The organism is Corynebacterium sp. HMSC08A12 (assembly GCF_001807485.1).
In the GTDB taxonomy this organism is placed as follows: domain Bacteria; phylum Actinomycetota; class Actinomycetes; order Mycobacteriales; family Mycobacteriaceae; genus Corynebacterium; species Corynebacterium evansiae.
Map to the genome: position 1 here is coordinate 26168 of NZ_KV789179.1, position 18353 is coordinate 44520.

Annotated in this window: 21 protein-coding genes and 3 tRNA genes; 10 read left to right on the forward strand and 14 right to left on the reverse strand. The window is 61.4% G+C overall.

Annotated features, from left to right (window positions below; genetic code table 11):
• The 4 genes from HMPREF3166_RS10315 to HMPREF3166_RS05685 all read left to right on the forward strand — a co-directional run.
• A partial coding sequence (locus tag HMPREF3166_RS10315) for an MBL fold metallo-hydrolase (protein WP_246816937.1) occupies positions 1 to 368 on the forward strand: 368 nt, incomplete at its 5' end.
• A gap of 96 nt (positions 369 to 464) precedes the next feature.
• Positions 465 to 1235 carry a ribonuclease PH gene (gene rph, locus HMPREF3166_RS05675; protein ID WP_005294109.1) on the forward strand — a complete coding sequence of 257 codons (771 nt, stop codon included), beginning with the start codon at positions 465 to 467 and terminating at the stop codon, positions 1233 to 1235.
• A gap of 41 nt (positions 1236 to 1276) precedes the next feature.
• Positions 1277 to 1930 carry a non-canonical purine NTP pyrophosphatase gene (locus HMPREF3166_RS05680; RefSeq protein WP_070488112.1) on the forward strand — a complete coding sequence of 218 codons (654 nt, stop codon included), beginning with the start codon at positions 1277 to 1279 and terminating at the stop codon, positions 1928 to 1930.
• Between the two features lie 153 nt (positions 1931 to 2083).
• Complete coding sequence (locus HMPREF3166_RS05685) at positions 2084 to 3478, forward strand: amidohydrolase (protein ID WP_070488114.1); 1395 nt, start codon at positions 2084 to 2086, stop codon at positions 3476 to 3478.
• 72 nt (positions 3479 to 3550) lie between these two features.
• Here the strand turns inward: HMPREF3166_RS05685 and HMPREF3166_RS05690 are convergent, their stop codons facing one another.
• The gene (locus HMPREF3166_RS05690) at positions 3551 to 3916 is read right to left on the reverse strand and encodes a DUF3817 domain-containing protein (protein ID WP_035005379.1); all 366 of its coding nucleotides are present in this window, start codon (positions 3914 to 3916) and stop codon (positions 3551 to 3553) included.
• Between the two features lie 3 nt (positions 3917 to 3919).
• Positions 3920 to 4363, reverse strand: a complete 444-nt coding sequence (locus HMPREF3166_RS05695; RefSeq protein WP_070488116.1) for a hypothetical protein — start codon at positions 4361 to 4363, stop codon at positions 3920 to 3922.
• Positions 4364 to 4464: 101 nt separating this feature from the next.
• Here HMPREF3166_RS05695 and HMPREF3166_RS05700 point away from each other — a divergent pair.
• A tRNA-Leu gene (locus HMPREF3166_RS05700) sits at positions 4465 to 4546 on the forward strand.
• 24 nt (positions 4547 to 4570) lie between these two features.
• Here the strand turns inward: HMPREF3166_RS05700 and bcp are convergent.
• On the reverse strand, positions 4571 to 5062 hold the full coding sequence (gene bcp, locus HMPREF3166_RS05705) for a thioredoxin-dependent thiol peroxidase (protein WP_070488118.1): 492 nt from the start codon (positions 5060 to 5062) through the stop codon (positions 4571 to 4573).
• 165 nt (positions 5063 to 5227) lie between these two features.
• Between bcp and HMPREF3166_RS05710 the strand changes: the two genes are divergently transcribed.
• Together HMPREF3166_RS05710 and HMPREF3166_RS05715 are read left to right on the forward strand one after the other, a co-directional pair.
• Positions 5228 to 5506, forward strand: a complete 279-nt coding sequence (locus tag HMPREF3166_RS05710) for a DUF3618 domain-containing protein (RefSeq protein WP_011273177.1) — start codon at positions 5228 to 5230, stop codon at positions 5504 to 5506.
• Between the two features lie 10 nt (positions 5507 to 5516).
• Positions 5517 to 6722 carry an AbrB family transcriptional regulator gene (locus HMPREF3166_RS05715; protein ID WP_083293826.1) on the forward strand — a complete coding sequence of 402 codons (1206 nt, stop codon included), beginning with the start codon at positions 5517 to 5519 and terminating at the stop codon, positions 6720 to 6722.
• Between the two features lie 38 nt (positions 6723 to 6760).
• Here HMPREF3166_RS05715 and HMPREF3166_RS05720 read toward each other — a convergent pair whose 3' ends face one another.
• From HMPREF3166_RS05720 to HMPREF3166_RS05735, 4 genes are all read right to left on the reverse strand, one after another.
• Positions 6761 to 7831 carry an LLM class flavin-dependent oxidoreductase gene (locus HMPREF3166_RS05720; RefSeq protein WP_246816938.1) on the reverse strand — a complete coding sequence of 357 codons (1071 nt, stop codon included), beginning with the start codon at positions 7829 to 7831 and terminating at the stop codon, positions 6761 to 6763.
• A gap of 305 nt (positions 7832 to 8136) precedes the next feature.
• A complete protein-coding gene (locus tag HMPREF3166_RS05725; RefSeq protein WP_070488120.1) occupies positions 8137 to 8883 on the reverse strand; it encodes a hypothetical protein in 747 nt (248 codons plus the stop codon).
• A gap of 5 nt (positions 8884 to 8888) precedes the next feature.
• Complete coding sequence (locus HMPREF3166_RS05730; protein ID WP_035005397.1) at positions 8889 to 9080, reverse strand: hypothetical protein; 192 nt, start codon at positions 9078 to 9080, stop codon at positions 8889 to 8891.
• A 144-nt stretch (positions 9081 to 9224) separates the two neighbouring features.
• Positions 9225 to 9297: transfer RNA gene (locus HMPREF3166_RS05735), tRNA-Lys, on the reverse strand.
• 396 nt (positions 9298 to 9693) lie between these two features.
• On the opposite strand from HMPREF3166_RS05735, the gene HMPREF3166_RS05740 reads away from it, so the two are divergent.
• Positions 9694 to 10902: a L,D-transpeptidase gene (locus tag HMPREF3166_RS05740; protein WP_070488122.1), complete on the forward strand. Its 1209-nt coding sequence runs from the start codon at positions 9694 to 9696 to the stop codon at positions 10900 to 10902.
• 28 nt (positions 10903 to 10930) lie between these two features.
• Here the strand turns inward: HMPREF3166_RS05740 and HMPREF3166_RS05745 are convergent, their stop codons facing one another.
• Positions 10931 to 11917, reverse strand: a complete 987-nt coding sequence (locus HMPREF3166_RS05745; protein WP_305763951.1) for a phytoene/squalene synthase family protein — start codon at positions 11915 to 11917, stop codon at positions 10931 to 10933.
• 311 nt (positions 11918 to 12228) lie between these two features.
• Here HMPREF3166_RS05745 and HMPREF3166_RS05750 point away from each other — a divergent pair, with 311 nt between their 5' ends.
• A complete protein-coding gene (locus HMPREF3166_RS05750) occupies positions 12229 to 12447 on the forward strand; it encodes a heavy-metal-associated domain-containing protein (protein WP_035005376.1) in 219 nt (72 codons plus the stop codon).
• A gap of 10 nt (positions 12448 to 12457) precedes the next feature.
• Here HMPREF3166_RS05750 and HMPREF3166_RS05755 read toward each other — a convergent pair whose 3' ends face one another.
• From HMPREF3166_RS05755 to HMPREF3166_RS05775, 5 genes are all read right to left on the reverse strand, one after another.
• Entirely contained in the window at positions 12458 to 12955 is a 498-nt protein-coding gene (locus tag HMPREF3166_RS05755) for a flavin reductase family protein (RefSeq protein WP_246816939.1), read from the reverse strand.
• Positions 12956 to 12982: 27 nt separating this feature from the next.
• A tRNA-His gene (locus HMPREF3166_RS05760) sits at positions 12983 to 13058 on the reverse strand.
• 85 nt (positions 13059 to 13143) lie between these two features.
• Positions 13144 to 13776 carry an oligoribonuclease gene (gene orn, locus HMPREF3166_RS05765; RefSeq protein ID WP_034964791.1) on the reverse strand — a complete coding sequence of 211 codons (633 nt, stop codon included), beginning with the start codon at positions 13774 to 13776 and terminating at the stop codon, positions 13144 to 13146.
• A 57-nt stretch (positions 13777 to 13833) separates the two neighbouring features.
• The gene (cmrA, locus tag HMPREF3166_RS05770; protein WP_049049716.1) at positions 13834 to 14637 is read right to left on the reverse strand and encodes a mycolate reductase; all 804 of its coding nucleotides are present in this window, start codon (positions 14635 to 14637) and stop codon (positions 13834 to 13836) included.
• Between the two features lie 113 nt (positions 14638 to 14750).
• On the reverse strand, positions 14751 to 15395 hold the full coding sequence (locus HMPREF3166_RS05775; RefSeq protein WP_168160727.1) for a CPBP family intramembrane glutamic endopeptidase: 645 nt from the start codon (positions 15393 to 15395) through the stop codon (positions 14751 to 14753).
• Between the two features lie 132 nt (positions 15396 to 15527).
• On the opposite strand from HMPREF3166_RS05775, the gene HMPREF3166_RS05780 reads away from it, so the two are divergent.
• The gene (locus HMPREF3166_RS05780) at positions 15528 to 16382 is read left to right on the forward strand and encodes a DUF6882 domain-containing protein (protein WP_070488128.1); all 855 of its coding nucleotides are present in this window, start codon (positions 15528 to 15530) and stop codon (positions 16380 to 16382) included.
• Positions 16383 to 16577: 195 nt separating this feature from the next.
• On the opposite strand, the gene HMPREF3166_RS05785 is transcribed toward HMPREF3166_RS05780, so the two are convergent.
• Positions 16578 to 18083, reverse strand: a complete 1506-nt coding sequence (locus HMPREF3166_RS05785) for an ABC-F family ATP-binding cassette domain-containing protein (RefSeq protein WP_070488129.1) — start codon at positions 18081 to 18083, stop codon at positions 16578 to 16580.
• Positions 18084 to 18353: the final 270 nt, after the last annotated feature.

Here is an 18353-nt window from a genome sequence, read left to right on the forward strand (position 1 = left end):
CCCTCTACGCCGCCACCGCCGTACACCCCACAGAGGCCTACCTGCTGCGCGTGGAAGACAACGCAGGTAACTCCCTGGTGTACTCCGGGGACACCGCCTGGACCGACAACCTGGCCCACATCGCAGCGGGAGCAGACGTATTCCTCTGCGAAGCCACCTGGGGCGAAAATGCAGAAGGCCAGCCCAGCGGCATGCATATCTCCGGCGAAGACGCAGGCCGTGCAGCACAGGCAGCAGGCGTGGGCAAGCTCGTGCTCACCCACATCCCACCGTGGGGTGATGCAGACGCAGCGGTCCGCGGCGCCGCCCGCCACTACGACGGTGAGATCCTCGTCGCCCGCCCCGGCATGCGCATAACTGTCAGTTAGGCACTTAACCATCGTCTAGGCGCCACAGCGCCAGGAAACTGATTGCGCAAGCGTCGGCGGGTAGCCCGTCCGGGGCGGCTAGTAAACTTAAGCCCCATGACGGAAACAAACGTAGAAAACACCTCCAACGCAGGCAGCAACTTCACCCGCGCTGACGGGCGCGCCACCAATGAGCTGCGCCCGGTGCGCATCACCCGCGGATTCACCAGCAACCCCGCAGGCAGCGTGCTGGTGGAATTCGGCAACACCCGGGTCATGTGCACCGCCAGCGTGGAAGAAGGCGTGCCGCGGTTCAAGAAGGATTCCGGCGAAGGTTGGCTGACCGCCGAGTACGCGATGCTGCCGGCCTCTACCCACGAGCGCATGCCACGCGAATCCATGAAGGGCAAGGTCAAGGGCCGCACCCAGGAGATCTCCCGCCTCGTCGGCCGCGCGCTGCGCGCCGCCGTTGACCTGAAGGAACTGGGGGAGAACACCGTCAACATCGACTGCGACGTTCTGCAGGCCGACGGCGGCACCCGCACCGCAGCCATCACCGGCGCCTACGTGGCTCTGGCTGATGCGCTGGCCGTGCTGCAAGCTAGGGGCGTCGTACCAGGGCAACCGCTACGCGCACCCGTCGCCGCAGTATCCGTGGGCATCATCGACGGCGTGCCGTGCCTCGACCTGCCTTATGAAGAAGACTCGCGGGCGGACGTGGACATGAACGTGGCAATGACGGCCGAGGGGCGCTTCGTGGAAATCCAGGGAACCGGTGAGAACGCGGAGTTCACGCGCGAGGAGCTGAATACCCTGCTGGATCTGGCCGAAGGCGGCCTGCGTGAGCTTATTGAGGCGCAGCGGGCGGCGCTGGCGCAGGAACTCTAGAGCAGCAGAAGCAAACGCGACAAGAGAAGGGGAGTAGCACCGTGCGGGTACTGGTGGCCTCAAGGAATAAGAAGAAGCTGGCGGAACTGAACCGCATGCTGGAAGCGGCGAACGTGACCGGCATCGAGCTCGTCGGACTGGGGGACGTGCCGGAATACCCGGAGACCCCGGAGACCGGCGCGACGTTCGTGGACAACGCGCGGATTAAGACCAACGACGGCGTGCGCCACACCGGCCTGCCGACGATCGCCGATGATTCCGGGCTGGCCGTCGACGCGCTGAATGGCATGCCAGGTGTGCTGAGCGCCCGGTGGTCCGGCGGCCACGGCGACGACAAGGCCAATAACGACCTGTTGCTGGCGCAGATGGGTGACGTGCCGGACGAGCGGCGCGGGGCGCACTTCGTATCCTCCTGCGTGCTGCAACTGCCCGCCGAAGTCGCGGCAGAGCGCGGCATGGAGACCGAATACGCAGTAGAAGGGCGCTGGTACGGCCGAGTACTGCGCGCCGAGCAGGGCGAGGGTGGCTTCGGCTACGACCCGCTGTTCGCCCCCGACGAGCTGCCGGCAGGCCAGGAAGATCAGCTGGCGGGCAAGTCCGCAGGCGAGCTGACGGCGGAGCAGAAGGATGCCGTTTCCCACCGTGGCAAGGCCCTGCGCCAGCTGGTGGAGATCCTGGCGCAACTGGCGGATTAAAGCAGCAAGGCTGGTGCCCACCACGCCGCCAAGCCGGGCACCCAGCGCACCGCAAGGCTAGACGCCGGGCGTGTGCGACCCACGTATGATGGGGCAAGGTACAAGCTCCACCAGGTTCAAAAGACCGCAACAACCAAAGAAAGGACTCCTCGCGTGACCGCCCCCGGCACAGACAGCGACCAGGCCACTTTTAGCCCCACAAGCCCCAGCGGCATCGTGGCCGGGTCGCAGGCCGACCTCAGCTGGATGGAAGATGTGTACAAGTTCTTCCACCAGCACCCCGAACTCTCGGGGGCGGAGGAAGTCACCGCGCAGCGGATCGCCAAGGAGCTGGAGAACTTCCCGGACTGGGAAGTCACCACGAACATCGGCGGTTATGGCATCACCGCCGTGTTGGAAAACGGCGACGGGCCGACAGTGCTGATGCGCGCCGACTTCGACGGCCTGCCCGTCGCGGAGAAAACCGGCGTGGACTACGCCTCTACCTACTCGCAGCTCAACGCATCCGGCGAGCGCGTGGCAACGATGCACGCCTGCGGCCACGACCAGCACACCACCAGCCTGCTGGGAGCCATGCGCATCCTGACCGAAGAGCGCGCCCGCTGGTCCGGCACGGTGGTGGCACTGTTCCAGCCGGCCGAAGAGGCGTCCATCGGCGCGCACAAGATGGTCTCCGACGGTTTGGGCGGCATCATCCCCCGACCCGACGTCTGCCTTGCGCAACACATCGTCGCCGGCCCGGCGGGCCAGGTGTACTCCGCACCCGGCCCTGTGATGACGTCCTCCACCACCATCGAAATTACCCTCCACGGCCGTGGCGCCCACGCCTCCATGCCGCACCGTTCCGTAGACCCGGTGGTGCTGGCGGCCTCGACGGTGATGAAGCTGCAGACCATCGTCTCCCGCGAGGTCCCGCCGAATAAGTTCGCGGTGATCACCGTCGCCTCGGTGGAGGCCGGCAAGGCGAACAATGTGATCCCGGACTCCGCGAAGATCTCCCTATCCTGCCGCTTCTACGACGAGGAGCTGCGCCAGAAGTGCGTGGATGCCATCAAGCGCGTGGTGCGCGCCGAGGCGCTGGCCGCGGGTGCGGACCGCGAGCCGGACTTCAAATTCGTTGGTTTGCTGGGCGCTACGGACAACGCCCCCGAGGTCTACGACGTTGTCCGCCCCCACTTCGATCACACCTTCGGCGAGGATTCCCTAGAGATGGAACCCTGGACCGCCTCCGAGGACTTCTCCGTGATCCCGAAGTCCTTCGGCTGCCCCTACATGCTCTGGACCATCGGCATTACCCCGCGCCGCCAGTGGCAGCGCGCCGAATCCGCCGGGCGGTTGGACATCGACATCCCCACCAACCACAACCCGGGCTTCCTGCCGGACCTTTCAACCCTGCAGGTCTCCACGCGCGCGGCGGCCGTAGCGATCCTGGCTTGCCTGCAGTCCGCGTGGGAGAAGCCGGAAGCGGAGCCGCACGCGATGGGCGCGCCCGTGCCGACCGACGAGGAGATCGACGCAGTCGCCGTCGAAACCTCGCTGGTCGAGTAGCCACGCCGCTGCGCTCAGCGTTCGGCGCCGCGCCGTCCCAACGCTGCCGCGTCGCAGCGCCAGCGCGCGCCGCTAGTCCAGCTGGAACGCGGCCTTAACCTCGTCGCGGCGCCGCTTCTCCACAACGAAGCTCAAGAAAGGCACCACGCCCGCCAGCATCGTGGTCACCCACTTCGACGGCTCCCACCGCGCCTTCGTGCCCAGGTCCAGGCAGGAAATCACGTACACCATAAACACCAAGCCGTGCGCCGGGCCGATGTAGCTAAACCACTCCGGCGCGTTCTCGCTGCCCAGGATCAGATACTTAACAATCATCTCCACCAGCAGAATCAGCAGCCAAATACCGGTCACCACCGCCGCCACGGAGTAAAACTTCAGCGACTTCGCCACGCGCGCCCGGCGCTCCGGGTGGATCGCAGGGGTCTGCTCGTTGGTCATTGCTTAGTACCCTTTCTGGTCGTTGTTCTCGCACTCTTTATCTTTGGACGCCCTCATCCGCGCCCGCTCGCGCCTATCATCTACCCAAATATCCTCAGTCTCTTCAGCAGGCCCTTCGGTCTGCAGGAAGTCCTCCGGAACCTCGGTGATTTCATCAGTCGGCTGGGTGGGAGCGGCCGGGGCTTCGTCTCCCAGTAGGCGCTCCTTTTCGTACTGGATGTACTTGCGGTACGCCACAACGAAGAAGATGCCGAAGATCGGCCACTGGATGGCATAGCCCAGGTTCTGGAAGCTACCGCCGTTGGACTGCCAGCGATCCCACTGCCACCAGGCAAGCAGGAGGGTGGCGATGACCGCCAGGATAAGGAAGATGATTTGGATGATGCGAACGCGCAGCGGAAACGGGTGGGCGGGTGCCTTGCCGTCATTGTCTGAGTGTTCGTTCACACTGCAACATTCTACCTGTACTGCCTGTTCCGCCTAATTTCTTTTCACGCCGGATCGCTTGCTAGCATGAAGGGGGAAACGCGGTTGTCCGCGTTCTTTTTGCGCCTGTGGCGGAATTGGCAGACGCGCTGGATTTAGGTTCCAGTGTCTTATGACGTGGGAGTTCAAGTCTCCCCAGGCGCACAAAATTTTTTCAGAGCTCCTTTGCTAGAGCTCCTTGGCGATACGCGCGACGTGGCCGGTGGCCTTCACGTTGTACTTCGCCACGGCGATCTTGCCTTCCTCGTCAATAACGAACGTGGAGCGGATCACGCCCTGCACGACCTTCCCGTAGTTCTTCTTCTCCCCGAATGCGCCATAGCTCTCCATAACGGACTTGTCGGCGTCCGAAAGAAGGGGGAAGGTCAGTTCGTACTTATCGCGGAACTTCTCCAGAGCCTCCACCTTGTCGGGAGAGATACCGACCACGTCCACGCCCTGACCGTTGAGCTCGGTGAGGGAATCGCGGAAATCGCAGGCCTCGGTGGTGCAGCCGGGAGTATCGGCCTTGGGGTAGAAGTACACGATGACCTTGCGGCCCGCGTAGTCCGCCAGGCTTACGTTCTTGCCGGAATCGCTGGGAAGAGTGAACTCCGGGGCCTTGTCGCCGACCTCAAGTCGGATGGGCTGGTTTGCGGTGGTGTTGCTGTTATCAGTCATGCATTCCACCCTAGCGAAAGCGCCGACACGCGAGCGTGCGGGCGCCGGCGCCCCACAGTGCACCACATGCCTGGGAGCCAATACACCCTAGCGAAAGCGCCGGCGGGTGCGATCATTTACAATGTTCAGGTAGCACTTAAACGTTCGAATAAGGGAGAAACTTCCGTGGCCCGTAGCATCGATGCCATCCAGCGCGACATTGAACGCACCCGCAACCAGCTGGGACGGACGCTGGAGGAGCTGTCCGTCCGTGCGGATCCGAAGAACCTGGCGGATGACGCTCGCGGCCAGGCCGTGAACACCCTCAAGGAGCCGAAGGTGCAGATGGTCATCGGCGGCGTAGTCGCCGGTGTTGTACTGCTTACCGCCCTGGCCGTTGGCTCCAAGCGCAAGGAAAAGAAGCAGATCAAGGAAATCCAGCGCCTGCTGGCCGCAACCCGCTAAGCGGGTAGCGTTGCCCGACTCAGACTCACTGCTTGGCGAAACCATACGCAGCGCCAGGCCGGGCGGGTTCACACTACCCAGCCCCGCGAAGCTGGCCACGCTGGCTCTGCTGACCGTCCTGTCGATCGCCGCAGGCTTCGCCTGCGAAGCGGTGGGAGTGCCCGCTGCCTGGATCTTTTCCTTCCTGATCGTCTTCGGCGTCTACGCCATCTTCAGCGACCGCCAGGTCAGCCCGCCTAAAAAGGCGATGATCCCCTCCCAGGTGATCATCGCCCTTTTGTGTTCCTCGCCCCTGACCACCATCGACCTCGGCACGATTGTCTCCTATGCCGGGCCGACGGCCATGTCGCTGATCGTCACGCTGGCGGTCTGCCTGCTGGCCTCCTGGCTGCTGGTGCGCATCCACCGGGTCGGCCCGGCCACGTCGGTGCTGGCCACGCTCGCAGGCGGCGCCAGCGCGATGGTGATGCTCTCCCGAGAGCTCAACGCGGACACGCGCTTTGTTACCCTCACCCAATACCTGCGCGTATCTATCATCGTCCTCACACTTCCCGGGCTGGTCACGCTGCTCGGCCGCGTCGAGGGCGGTGAGGCAGATGCGGCCGAGGGGGCGTCAACAGGAAAAGAAAGCCTCCTCAACGGCCTGCAGACGAACTGGCAGGGCGTGGTAGGCGCGGTGGTCGTGGGGCTGGCCGTGTGGGCGTTCACGAGGCTGACGGCGCGGTGGTTCAGCATCAGCTCGCCCTACCTGCTGCTGAGTATTGCCTTCGCCATGATCGGCGTGATGGTGTTTGGCGTGCCGCACGAGTTCATCGCGCCGAACGGGCTGCTGGAAAAGCTGGCCTACGCACTGGTCGGCGTGCAGGCCGGCGGCACCCTGACGAAGGGCGCGCTGCGGCAATTCGTGAAGGCCCTGCCCGTGATCCTGGGCGTGATTGCCCTGATGATCGCCAGCTCTATCGGCACTGCTTTCGCCATCGCGGGCCTGTGGGACTTTAAGGTTCTGGACGCCTACCTCGCCACCGTGCCGGGCGGTATCTACGCAGTTTTGGCATTTGCACACGACGCTGGCAGCCAGCCGATCGTCACGGTCATTCAAGTGATGCGCATGATCGCCATGCTGGTGGTGGGCGCTTACGCTCCGCAGATCATCCGGTGGGTATTCGGCGCGGGCGCGGCCGACGGGCGGCCGGAGCCGCGCGAAACGCAGCGCTAGTGGGCTGCGATAGGGGAGCAGGTCTGATGGCCTAGTGGTTAGCGCTGGGCGGGGGAGAGTGAGGCGGCGTCCGCAAGAATCTCCATCGACCGCAGCGACTCAGCTGTCGACGGCGACTGCAGCGACACCATGAGCTCGTCGGCTTGAGCGTGCGTGCGGAACTCCTCGAGGTAACGGCGGACAACATCGCCCGTGCCGACGGCGGAGTAGCGCAGCATATCCAGGATCTGCTGGCCGGCGGGGGAATCGATGAGCATGTCCAGCTCCTCCTCCGTGAGACTGCGGCCGCGGCCGGCCATGACGCGCACGCGGGTGCGGCAGACCTGGCGGAACTGCTCCTCGGCTTCCTCCTGGGTGTCGGCGGCGGTGACGTTGACCGCGGCGATGACGTAAGGCTCCGGGTGGCGCTCCGAAGGCTGGTAGTTATCGCGGTACACCTGCACCGCCTGCGTGAGGGCGGCGGGGGCGAAGTGGCTGGCGAAGCTGTACGGCAGGCCCAGGTGCGCGGCCAGCTGCGCGCCGAACAGGGAGGAGCCGAGGATGTACAGCGGTACCTTCGTGCCCATGCCTGGCACGGCCTCCACGCCGGGGATCTTCGACGGGCCGTTGAAGTAGCCGTAGAGCTCGGCGACGTCCTGCGGGAACGTCTCGGCGGCGGAAGGCTCGCGGCGCAGGGCACGCAGGGTCATCTGGTCGGTGCCGGGCGCGCGACCGAGGCCCAGGTCGATGCGGCCGGGGTGCAGTTCCGCGAGGGTGCCGAACTGCTCGGCGATGACCAGCGGGGCGTGGTTCGGGAGCATGACGCCACCCGCGCCCAGGTTGATAGTGGAAGTCTTCGCCGCGATGTGAGCGATGAGGACCGCGGGGGCGGAGCTGGCGATGGACTTCATGTTGTGGTGCTCGGAGTACCAGATGCGCTCGAATCCGAGCTTTTCGGCCTGCTGGGCCCACTGGACGGAGCGGTCGAAGGCGTCCGCGGGGCGTTCGCCCTTGAAGACGGTGGCGAAGTCGAGGAGGCTCAGCGGGGCGAGGGAGTGGGCTGGGTTTTCCTCGTTCGCTGGGATGCTGCCGTTCGCCTGGGAGCTTCCGTTCGCCGTCGTGTCCGTCATGGTGGGGTTGATGCCTCCTGTTTGGGGTTTGGTTGGGGTTTGCGGGCCTGCACTGCTTTCGGCGTTGAGTGACTTACGTTGTCGGTGCGCTTGCGTTCTTAACTAACGACAACCGCGCTGACAGGGCGAATATTCCCGTTGGGGGAGGAGTACATATTCCGGTTGGGTGGGGAGGGAGAGAGAAACGGCGCGAGCGGGTCGATTCCGGCGGAAACTACCCCGCAGCGGCCGACGACTGCCTGGCAAACGAGGGCAAATGTCCCAAATCTTCCACTCTACTTTTATAACCTTTCTGTTCGTGCTGGTCAGGGGCTTTTGACGGAACCGTCAAATCGCCCAGAATCCCGAAAGTGGAAGATTTGGGACATTCGGCTCTTTAACCGTTTCCATAGCGGATACCGGGCAGGTGGCTTCACTTTGTACCCTTGCTGTTCCAAGAGCTTGATGGCAAGGTCCGGGTTCTTGCGGATCACGGTCTCCGCCTGTTTTGACAGGTATCGGTTTCTGCCTCGTGCTATGTGCTGTTGCCAACCGTCATGCGTCGGCGCATTGATTTCGTTGGCAAGAAGCTCAATCACATCTTCAAGGCAGACGCGAAAACGCTCATCTCCCATCGGATAATGAATATCTTGCTGTTGAGCCGCGGCATCATACCTTCCTGCTCTAGCAAGTAAGAGGCCAAGGGGGACTGAGTCGGAATGAAACTGGAAGTGGCTGGCAGGCTTGTTACGAGAATTTCTGTCGTACTCGAAGCGAACTACCGGGCGATACTTTTGGCCAGACTGGTACTGAACTTTGAAGGTGCTTGACTCTATCGCCAGATGTTTCTTTGTTGAATTAGTGCATAGGCGAAATTCGCAGGCTAACTGCAGCTTCTTACTGTTCGAGCGGCCAATCTCAAGCTGTTTCGAACGTTTGATTACCGCCCTGAGTTTTTCCTCGTTGATCTCGAAAGCATTAGCCGTGATCTCCCCTTTGAGGGTCGCGTCGAGGAGAGTGGCGATTTCTTGCGCGAACTCCGTGGCTTGTTCCTCGAAAGTCGCGCGATCCAATGTGATTAGCCTTCAATCAGCCAAGTGAGGGACTCGTAGCGATCCAAAAGGTCAGCCTCTTTGACGTCGAGCGCATCTGCTGCGCGAAGGCGACGGAGGCCATCCACGCCGAGGGGACCCATCTGCTTCACAACCTTGGTACGTTCAGCACGCAGCTCGGCGCTGGTATGGGTGCGCGGAGTTAATGGCGTGGCCATGATCTCTCCAATCGTTGTGTGCGAACGGTGTATCTGAAGTATATAACGCAGAGGCGACAACAGGGCGCGGCCGTTGAAGTTGATGAAGTGAACGCAAAACCCTCGCCCGCTGGATATGATTCCAAGCGAGCGAGGGTTGAAATGTGGGCTATCAGGGACTCGAACCCCGAACCCGCTGATTAAGAGTCAGCTGCTCTGCCAATTGAGCTAATAGCCCGCGTTATTCGAAGCGCTGCGCGCCTCGGCAACGTGGAAAACTTTATACCCAGGTAGCATGACAATACAAATCGCCTGGTCAGGGTGGGTAAATTGATGTGTTGTTTAAGCGGCTTATGTGACTGTCCACGTACAGAATTCGGGACGGTACCCCGCGCTGTGTGTGGCAAAGAGACCGATCAATCCGCACCCATACGCCCGCATCCGCAATGTGCTCGTCCGGCCCGTGCGGCAGTGCGCCGCCGGGCGGCTCGCCGGAAACCCCACACCGTTTATAACGTTTACGCTACGAACTGCTGGAACCCGCCGAAATGACTAACGCTCCACTGCAGCCAAGCGTTAAGGTTTAGGACAGTCACTTTTCTTACACACACCTTTCCCTTTCTTGGAGTTAGTCTTGCGCAACACCAAGGTTTTCGGACAAACCTTCTCACGGATCACTGCGGCGTCACTAAGCATCGCCCTAGTTACCTTCACCGCATCGTGCACAATCGACCGCGACAGCGACGACCCGCAGATCAGCTCTAATGCCTCAACCGGCGAGAACGGCGAGGGCGAAGAGAAGAAGGATGAAAACAAGCTGACCTCCAACGTGAAGGACGGCGACACCGAGGTCGACGTCACCGAGCACGTGCAGGTCAAGGGCGACAAGAAGATCGACAAGGTCTCGCTGACCAACGACGCAGGCGAGGAAGTCAAGGGTAAGTTCAACGAGGGCAAGACCGAGTGGACCGTCCCCACCAAGCTCGGCTACTCGCGCACCTACACGCTGACCGCGAAGTCTGGCGACCAGAAGCTCGAGCAGACCTTCACCACCATGACCCCCGGCATGACGCTCAACGGCGCGCTCGCCCCGCTCGACGGCTCGACTGTGGGCATCGGCCAAACTATTTCTCTTCGTTTTGACGCCCCCGTGGAAGACCGCAAGGCAGTGGAAGACGCCATTACCGTGGAAACCACGCCGAAGGTGGAAGGTGCTTTCTACTGGATCACAGCCCAGGAGGTGCGCTGGCGCCCAGAGAAGTATTGGAAGCCCGGCACTAAGGTCAGCGTAAAGGCCGACCTGTACGGCACGAAGATCGGCGAAGGCGTGTACGGCGGTGAAGATCGCAGCGCAAAGTTCACCATCGGTGATGCGATGCGGGCCATCGTGGACGACAACACCAAGATGATGACCATCAAGAAGAACGGCAAGACCGTGCAGACCATGCCGGTTTCCCTGGGGCGGGACTACCAGTACCCCACGCCGAATGGAAAGTACATCATCGGCGACCAGTTCGAGACACTGACCATGGACTCCTCGACGTTCGGCCTGACGGGTGCGGGGTCGTACGTGACGGACGTGCAGTACGCGACGCAGATGAGCTACTCCGGCATCTACATCCACGCCGCGCCGTGGAGCGTGTACGCGCAGGGCAACACCAACACCTCGCATGGCTGCATCAACGTGACCGTCGAGAACGCCGCCTGGGTGTTTAACAATATGAAGCGCGGCGACATTGTTGAGGTGAAGAACACGCAGGGCGAGACCCTGAACGGCTCCGACGGCCTGGGCGACTGGAACATCCCGTGGAAGACCTGGAAGGCCGGCAACACGGAGGGGTAGCTAGGGCGCCGGCTAGTGCAGGCGCAGCTTAGCGCAGGCGCGCGGCGCGGGGGACGGCGCGTGCGATGATTTTCGCCTTCTCAGCCCGCGGCACTCGCACGCGGGCCGTTTTTAATTGCTCGACGGGGGTGCGGGCCAGGCGCTCGTTCAGCGCGGCGAACAGGTCATGCGCGCCGAGCACCCCCACGCGGGCCGCCAGCGGCAGTAGTGCCATGGTGGAGTGCGCCTGGGCGAGTTCCGCGCGAATTTCGTCAACCAGCTCCACCTTCGACTCCTCGGTGAGTTTCGGCAGGTAAGAGCGGTGCAGTCCGACCGTATCCTGCTGGTAGTCCCGCAGGAAATTCACCTTCTGGAAGGCGCTGCCTAGCGCGTAGGCGCCCTGGTCGGTGCGGGAGCGCTGCTCCGCGGTCAGCGAGCTCCCAGCCTGCTCGGCGTGTGTTGCGAACACCGCGTTGCACATCCACCCGATCACGCCCGCGGATCCGTGCACGTAGTCGGCAAGTGGCAAGGGGCTGGAGCTAGGGGCGTCCGAACGCATGGACGCGAAGAAATCCACCGTCCAGGATCGGTCGAACCCCGCCCAGCGCGCGGTGGTGGCGAATGCGTGCGCGATGGGGTCGGTGCTGAAGCCGGTGTCCAGCGCCGTGAGGGTGGTCTGTTCGTAATCGTTGAGGGTCTTTGTGACGCCGCAGGCCGGCACGCCCAGCGCCTCAGCCGTACCGTCGACGATTTCATCCGCGATGCGGGCGAGGGCGTAGATGTTGCGGATGTGCAGCTTGATCGTGGGCGCGAGGAGTTCGCTGGCCAGGTAGAAGCTGGTGGAGTAGTGGCGGATGATGCGGGAGGCCGCGGCGGTGGAGGCCTGCGTGTACAGCGCGCCGGGGTCGTCGTGGATACTGGTGGCGGCGCTGGGGTGCGCGGTAGCGCTGGCGCTGCGGTGTGTGGTGGCGCTGGGGTGTGTGGTGACGGTGGCGCTGGGGCGTGTACGAAAGGGGAGTTTGGGCAGGCGGGCCATGGTGATTAATGCTAGCCCACGAGGGCTTGGAGGCTGGGGAGTGCCCTGGGAGGGCAAATGTCCCAAATCTTCCACTCTGCTTTTATATCTATTATGTTTGCGCTGGTAAGGACGTTTTGACGTATTCGTCAAAACCGAAAAAATCTCGAAAGTGGAAGATTTGGGACATTCGCCTTCTAGAGGGGAGGGTGAAGCCCGCTGAAGAATTCCACTAAAGCATGCCCGCTAAGGCATACCATGGAATAAAGCGCGTTCCGAAGCGCTGAATATTAAGAAGGCTACGAAAGCAACGACAAAGAAAGGCAAACGTCATGAGCACATACACCTACAACGTCACTGGAATGAGCTGCGGGCACTGCGAGAACGCCGTCAAGGAGGAAGTTTCCAACCTTCCGGGCGTTTCGAACATTGAGGTCAGCGCAGACAAGGGGCTGCTGACGTTCGAGCACGACGGGGCAGCAGGGGAGCTGACGGATCAGCAGGTCATCGACGCAGTCGACGAAGCCGGCTACGAGGCCACCCGCGCGTAGTGCCCCGCCGCTAGAAGGGGCGCAGCCCCGCAATGCTGTAGAACTGGTGGCCCAGGAAAAGTAGCGCCGAATCGTCGGAGATCTCCGACACATCTAGAACCTCCGCCGCCACCAGCGTAGATTCCCCCGCCTGGGCTGTATCCGAAATGCGCGCCCGCATCACAGCCCGGGAGTTCGGCAGCAGCGGCTCGCCCGTCTCCGCGGTCACCCACCCTTGAGATTCTGCGAAGCGATCCGTGCCCGAGGTGGCGAAGGAGTGCGCGATGGGGGACTGGGCGTCATTAAGAAAGTGCACCAACATGCTGCTCGACCGCAACAATTTGCCTGCCGAGCCCGTGCGCTTCATCAGCGAGAAACTGATCGATAGTGGGTCGAGCGACAGAGAAGCGACGGACGATGCGGTCAGGCCGACGGGCTCGCCGTCGACGGTCGCGGTGATCAGCGTTACCCCCGCCGGATGTCCGCGGAAGACATCTCGAAACGCTGCTTCAAGATCGGTGTTACTCATTAGCATCACTAGACCTTTGGAAAAATTTGGGGTGACTGACGGGACTCGAACCCGCGACACCTAGGATCACAACCTAGTGCTCTACCAGCTGAACTACAGTCACCATTGCTGTTGAAAACAGCGGATTTCATGTTAGCCCACGCCCTGCGCCTTAACCAAAAGGCCAGCTCGCAAGGGGTGAAACTGGCCTAGATAGGGAAGCGCTCCGTCGCTGCCTTCGCCGCGGCTGTCGCGTCCGCGTTCGACGGGTCGGCCTCCACGAGCATCGCGCGGCGGTAGTAATCCAGCTCGCGGATGGATTCCTTGATGTCCGCCAGCGCGCGGTGCGCCATGCCCTTCGCGGGCTGGCCGTTGTACACGTGGGGATACCAGCGGCGGGCGAGCTCCTTCAGGCTGGAGACGTCGATCATGCGGTAGTGCAGGTACTGGTCCAGGTGTGGCATGTAGCGGTTGATGAACTTCCGATCTGCGCTGATGGTGTTGCCGGCCAGCGGCGCCACGCCTGCGGTGGGCACGTGTTTTTTCACGTAGTCGAGGACCTGCTCCTCGGCTTCTTCCAGTGTGATGTCGGAGGCGCGGATCTGTTCCGTCAGGCCGGATTCGCCGTGCATCTTCGTCACGACGGCATCCATGCGGGCGAGGTCGCGTTCGGTCGCGTGAATCACCAGGTCCAGCCCCTCGTCGAGCGGGGTAAGGTCCGCATCCGTCACAATCACCGCAATCTCGACGAGCACGTGCTGGTCCGGGTCGAGGCCCGTCATTTCGCAGTCGACCCACACGAGTCGATCGTTCTTGGCAACTTGATTCGGGGTGGTGTTCACGGATGTTCCTTTCTGTTGTTGATAATTCTATGCCTTTTTGGTGACGCCCCCTCGGGATCAGTCGCTTTCGGTTGCCATTTGGGCGTAGAACTTACCCACGATCGGCGCGGTGACCTTCCGTGGCAGGTACGTGGAGACGAAGTTCATGGCCTTGGACAGCGGGCCGGGGACTACGCGGAGTTTGTTCTTGGACAGGGCAGTCAGGGTGTCGATGGCGCAGTCTTCGTAGGTGGTCCAGAGGAAATCTGGTACGGCATCGTCAACTTCGGTGAGCTGCTCGTCTTCCTTGCGGGCCTCGCGCACCGGGCCGGGTGCCAGCAGGGTGCACTTGATGCCGTGGTCTCTGAGCTCGTAGTGCAGGGACTCGGTGAAGGTGTTGACCATCGCCTTGGTGCCGACGTAGGTGGCGTTTCCGGGGATGGCCATGTTGCCGGCGGCGGAGCCGACGTTGACGATGCCGCCCTCGCCGCGTTCCAGCATGCCGGGCAGCACGGCCTGGGTGAGTTCGTAGAGTGCGGTGGCGTTGAGCTCGAACTGCAGGCGCTCGTAATCCCAGTCGAGGTCCTTGAACTGTCCGAAGGTAGCAATGCCCGCGGAGTTGATGATGATGCTGACCGGGGTGGTGCGCAGCTCCTCCAGCAGCTCTGCGCGGGCGGAGGCATCCGCCAGGTCGACGGAGCGGATTTGCACGTCGCGGTTAGGGAATGCGTCCGCGATCTCTTGCATAGGGGCCACAGTGCGGGCGACTAGAAGGAGGTCGTAGTCGCGCCGGGCGAGCTCCTCGGCGATGGCCTTGCCGATGCCGGAGGAAGCGCCGGTGATCACGGCGTAGGAGCCCGGGGTGGGGGCGGGGAGGTCCAGCTCTACGGACTTCTGGGACTTGCCCAGGGGGAGGGAGCGGAGGGCGTCAATAGGGTTAAAGCGGCTATTCGCAGTCATGGCTACAACCATAGCGGGCGGTGCGGACAAGAGGCTTAGCCAGCGACTCCGAAGACGAGTAGCCCGACGACCAGGTTGTTCAGCATATGAACGATGAATCCCGCCCATAGTGTGCCGTGCCATCTGGTGATCAGTGCGCAAGAGATGCCGAGGAAGGTCGTAAAGAGGATAGCTGGCGGGGAGACGTGAACCAGACCGAAAAGCAGTGAGCTGAACAGGACACTCAGGGCAGCTGGCATTAGCGTGTCGAAGTAGCCCATGAGAACCCGACGGAAAACCAACTCCTCGAGGAACGGACCAAGCAGCAGATACGCCAGGAGGACGAGGAGGATGGGGAGGGTCTGCCCGGATTCGCTTGCGCTAGTCAAGGTCGAGGAACGCTCGCCATTTTCCATTCCCAAGATTGAGGCGACAAATGCAGTGGCAGCACCGGCTGCGATGATTGTCACTGGAGTCTGCCAGAGCAGATGCCAACCTCTTTTAGAGAGTGAAGTGAAGCCAGTTTCGATGTTCTGTTTCCGCAGGTAGCGAACCAAAAGCCAGGTGGGCAAGCCGAGGGCGATGATGAGCATGAATGGCAGAGCGCCGAGGACTACTCCCTTGTCCAGGGAGAGCTTTGCCAAGCCCAACGCCTGGACTGCGAGGAGCCCGTAAGCGGAGAGGAGAGCTGCGACGGACACTAATGCGTCCTTAGTGCGAGGAGGGGTTAGTTGTCGGTAGGTCATGGATCCTTCCACAGGTGAGGCTGCGTGAAGCATAGGCTGTATGAAACAGGCTCAGCGAGCTGAACTGGGCGGTGTTATTTTAATCACATGATCCCCGATATTCGCAGAGTTGGACAACACGCTGCGTTGTATGCCCATGCGCGCTGTGAGCACATCATGGAACAGATCGAAGAGCGCGTTGGCGATGACTGGGGGATTGCTGTAGGCGAAATTCAAGGCGAGCAGTACTACCAGTTTCAGGGGCGGGTTAAGCTCGTCAATGCTCGAGTGGAACTCGTCGCGACCGTTGACGTGGAGTCTGCGACCCTTAAGTGGGAATGGGCGGATGAAGCGGCTGTTTCCGGAGCTGCAGAACTTGGTCGGCGCCTTGCTGCGGAGGTGATGCGCGAGTGGGGTGAGGAACAAGACCTGCTCGGATTTACGACCCCAGTGGTGCCTTACGAGGTTCCCGAGTGGGACGGCGATGAAGCTGAATCGGGTAGCGGGGAAGACACGGAAGATGAGGAAGGCGAAGAAGGCGACGAGCTGTATGCGCAGTCAATTGCAGCGGCAGCCGTATCGGAGGATGTAGGGGATAGCGCGTTCGAAATCTTTGGTTCGCATGCTTGTTACGCAAGCATTCCGAACGAAGACGAATCCGAGATACGGATTTACTTGATGGATTCGTTCAATCCACCGATGCAGGAGACGGATCTGTCGGTGATGTTCATCAAGTTCGACGCCATATTGTTGGAATGCGACGACCCGGTGTGGAGCATCGAAGGGATTGCGCATCAGCGCGAGGACTGGACGGTCGAGGAAATCGAGCCGGAGAACAAACAACGCGCATGGAAGATTGCGGACAGCGAGGGACGCTACTTCGTGGTGGAGCTGAGCTTCAACGAAGATGGCACGATCGCAGAGCTTGGCAAGAAGGGGCTGCTTACAGAAGAAGGTGCCTGACGAAATCCGTCAGACACCCAAGCTAAGAAACGAAACCGGCGCCCCGGAAAAGAAAAACCGAGACGCCAGTTTGTCCATGGTGCCGCGACTGTAGTGGCAACGATGCCGCGACTTATAACAGCACTGCCTGAGCACATTTGAGGTGTCGATTATGCGCCCGTTTTCGTGTGCCGACTGGCCCATTGCAAAGTGCGTTTAAAGCTCGATGGTGCGATCCAGCGAAAGGCGCGAACAGAAGTGTTCATCGTGGCTGACGACGAGTAACGCTCCGCGGTAAGCGGAGAGGACGTCGACAAGCCAGTCCACGGTGGGGATATCCAAGTTGTTAGTCGGCTCGTCTAGTAGCAGGAACTGCGGTGCGGGGGAAGCAAGCAGCACGCGTGCGCACTCGGCACGGAACCGCTCGCCTCCGGAAAGTTGCCCCACTGGCGCGTGGACACTGTCATTCTGGAACAACAGTTGTGCTAGCTTGTCGCGGATAAACTGCGGGTCAGCCTGCGGATTGCTTTCCGCGACCAGCTCCCACACACTCTTGTCCGCCGGCAATGCGATGCGTTGACGTAGATAGCCGCGAGGAAGCGCATAGTCGACGTCGCCACTGGCAATCCGGTTGAGAAACGTAGTTTTTCCCGACCCATTGGCACCGGCGAGGCGGACGCGTTCGGGGCCGACGATTGTCAACAGATCGCTGCCAAGAACCCGCGTGGCATTGGGAAGGCCGGTATCGGGAAGCTCGATGTGAACGTGAGTGTCCTCCCGCAACCTAAGTTGTGCTAAGTCATAACCTTCCCGAGCTTGTGACACCGAGGCTGCGGCATCACGGGCACGCTTGGCTGACGAGACCTGGGATCGGTTCTTATCATTTCCCATGGCCATACCAGGCTTGCGTTTGGAGGTAGCGAACTCTTTACCTCGGCGGGCGTTACGGGCAAGCCGTGTCTGCATCTCGGCACGTTGGCGAACTTCCTTGTGATAGGAGGCTTTGGCCTCACTTACTTCGGCCCGCACGGTTTCCTGTTCGTGGTCGATGGTTTGACGGTAGTGCTCAAAGTTCCCGCTAAACATACGTAATGATCCGTGATAGAGCTCAGCTATCTCGTCAGCGTGGTTGAGCAGCTCCCGATCATGCGAGATGACCACCATGGGCGCCGGGGAAGCGTCAATCATATGCAGAAGGCGCTCCCTGGCAGCGGCGTCGAGATTGTTCGTGGGTTCATCAAGAATGATCATCTCTGGTTGGGAGAAAAACAGCGCCGTCAGCGCCACAGCGACGGCCTCTCCTCCCGACAAGTTGCCGACGCTGCGAGAAAGGGAAAAGTTCAATCCCGACGCGCTAAGAGCGGCCTGGATCCTCTCCTTGAGATCCCAGTTGTCAGCAACGATGGCCGCGAGTTCCTCGGAGTAGTTGCCCGCTTCGATTTCCGCTAGGGCATCTAAAATCTCGCGGGCCTTGAATACGTCTGCGATGGTGTCGGTCACTTTGAGCCCTAGATCTTGGTCTAGGTAGCCGATTTTAGGGGCCGTAACGGTACCAGAAGTGGGTTGATAGATGCCGGCCAACACCTTAGCGAGAGTCGATTTTCCTGAGCCATTAGCACCGACAAGGCCGGTGAAATGCGCGCCGAATGTGGCGCTTAAATCTGAGAAACAAGGAGTGCCGTCTGGCCAGGTAAAAGAGAGATGGGAAAAAGAAATATGCATGCCAAGTTCCGCCTTCGAGCCAACGATGATTAAGAGAGCGTCGAATTAGGAACGGATCTTCATAGGGCGAAACCGTACTTCAAACCAATCTGAGTGTCAATGCTCACTAACTGTAGAAGTGCGCATGATGGTCTGCTGGGGTACACCCCAAACGAACAGTTGTCCGAAGTCAGGACAATGGCGCCCCCGGCAGTGTCCGAAGTCAGGACATAGTTGACAGCGTGTTCCAGGGATAAGTGTTGTGACGGTTGTCAGATCAGCCGCGGCATA

What these genes read in the sequence shown, in the direction of transcription:
- HMPREF3166_RS05720 (WP_246816938.1), bottom strand. Translation starts at nt 7,831, where the DNA reads ATGACGGACACGACGGCGAACGGAAGCTCCCAGGCGAACGGCAGCATC.
- HMPREF3166_RS05780 (WP_070488128.1), top strand. Translation starts at nt 15,528, where the DNA reads ATGATCCCCGATATTCGCAGAGTTGGACAACACGCTGCGTTGTATGCC.
- rph (WP_005294109.1), top strand. Translation starts at nt 465, where the DNA reads ATGACGGAAACAAACGTAGAAAACACCTCCAACGCAGGCAGCAACTTC.
- HMPREF3166_RS05690 (WP_035005379.1), bottom strand. Translation starts at nt 3,916, where the DNA reads ATGACCAACGAGCAGACCCCTGCGATCCACCCGGAGCGCCGGGCGCGC.
- HMPREF3166_RS05745 (WP_305763951.1), bottom strand. Translation starts at nt 11,917, where the DNA reads ATGGCCCGCCTGCCCAAACTCCCCTTTCGTACACGCCCCAGCGCCACC.
- bcp (WP_070488118.1), bottom strand. Translation starts at nt 5,062, where the DNA reads ATGACTGATAACAGCAACACCACCGCAAACCAGCCCATCCGACTTGAG.
- HMPREF3166_RS05755 (WP_246816939.1), bottom strand. Translation starts at nt 12,955, where the DNA reads ATGAGTAACACCGATCTTGAAGCAGCGTTTCGAGATGTCTTCCGCGGA.
- HMPREF3166_RS05750 (WP_035005376.1), top strand. Translation starts at nt 12,229, where the DNA reads ATGAGCACATACACCTACAACGTCACTGGAATGAGCTGCGGGCACTGC.
- HMPREF3166_RS05730 (WP_035005397.1), bottom strand. Translation starts at nt 9,080, where the DNA reads ATGGCCACGCCATTAACTCCGCGCACCCATACCAGCGCCGAGCTGCGT.
- HMPREF3166_RS05785 (WP_070488129.1), bottom strand. Translation starts at nt 18,083, where the DNA reads ATGCATATTTCTTTTTCCCATCTCTCTTTTACCTGGCCAGACGGCACT.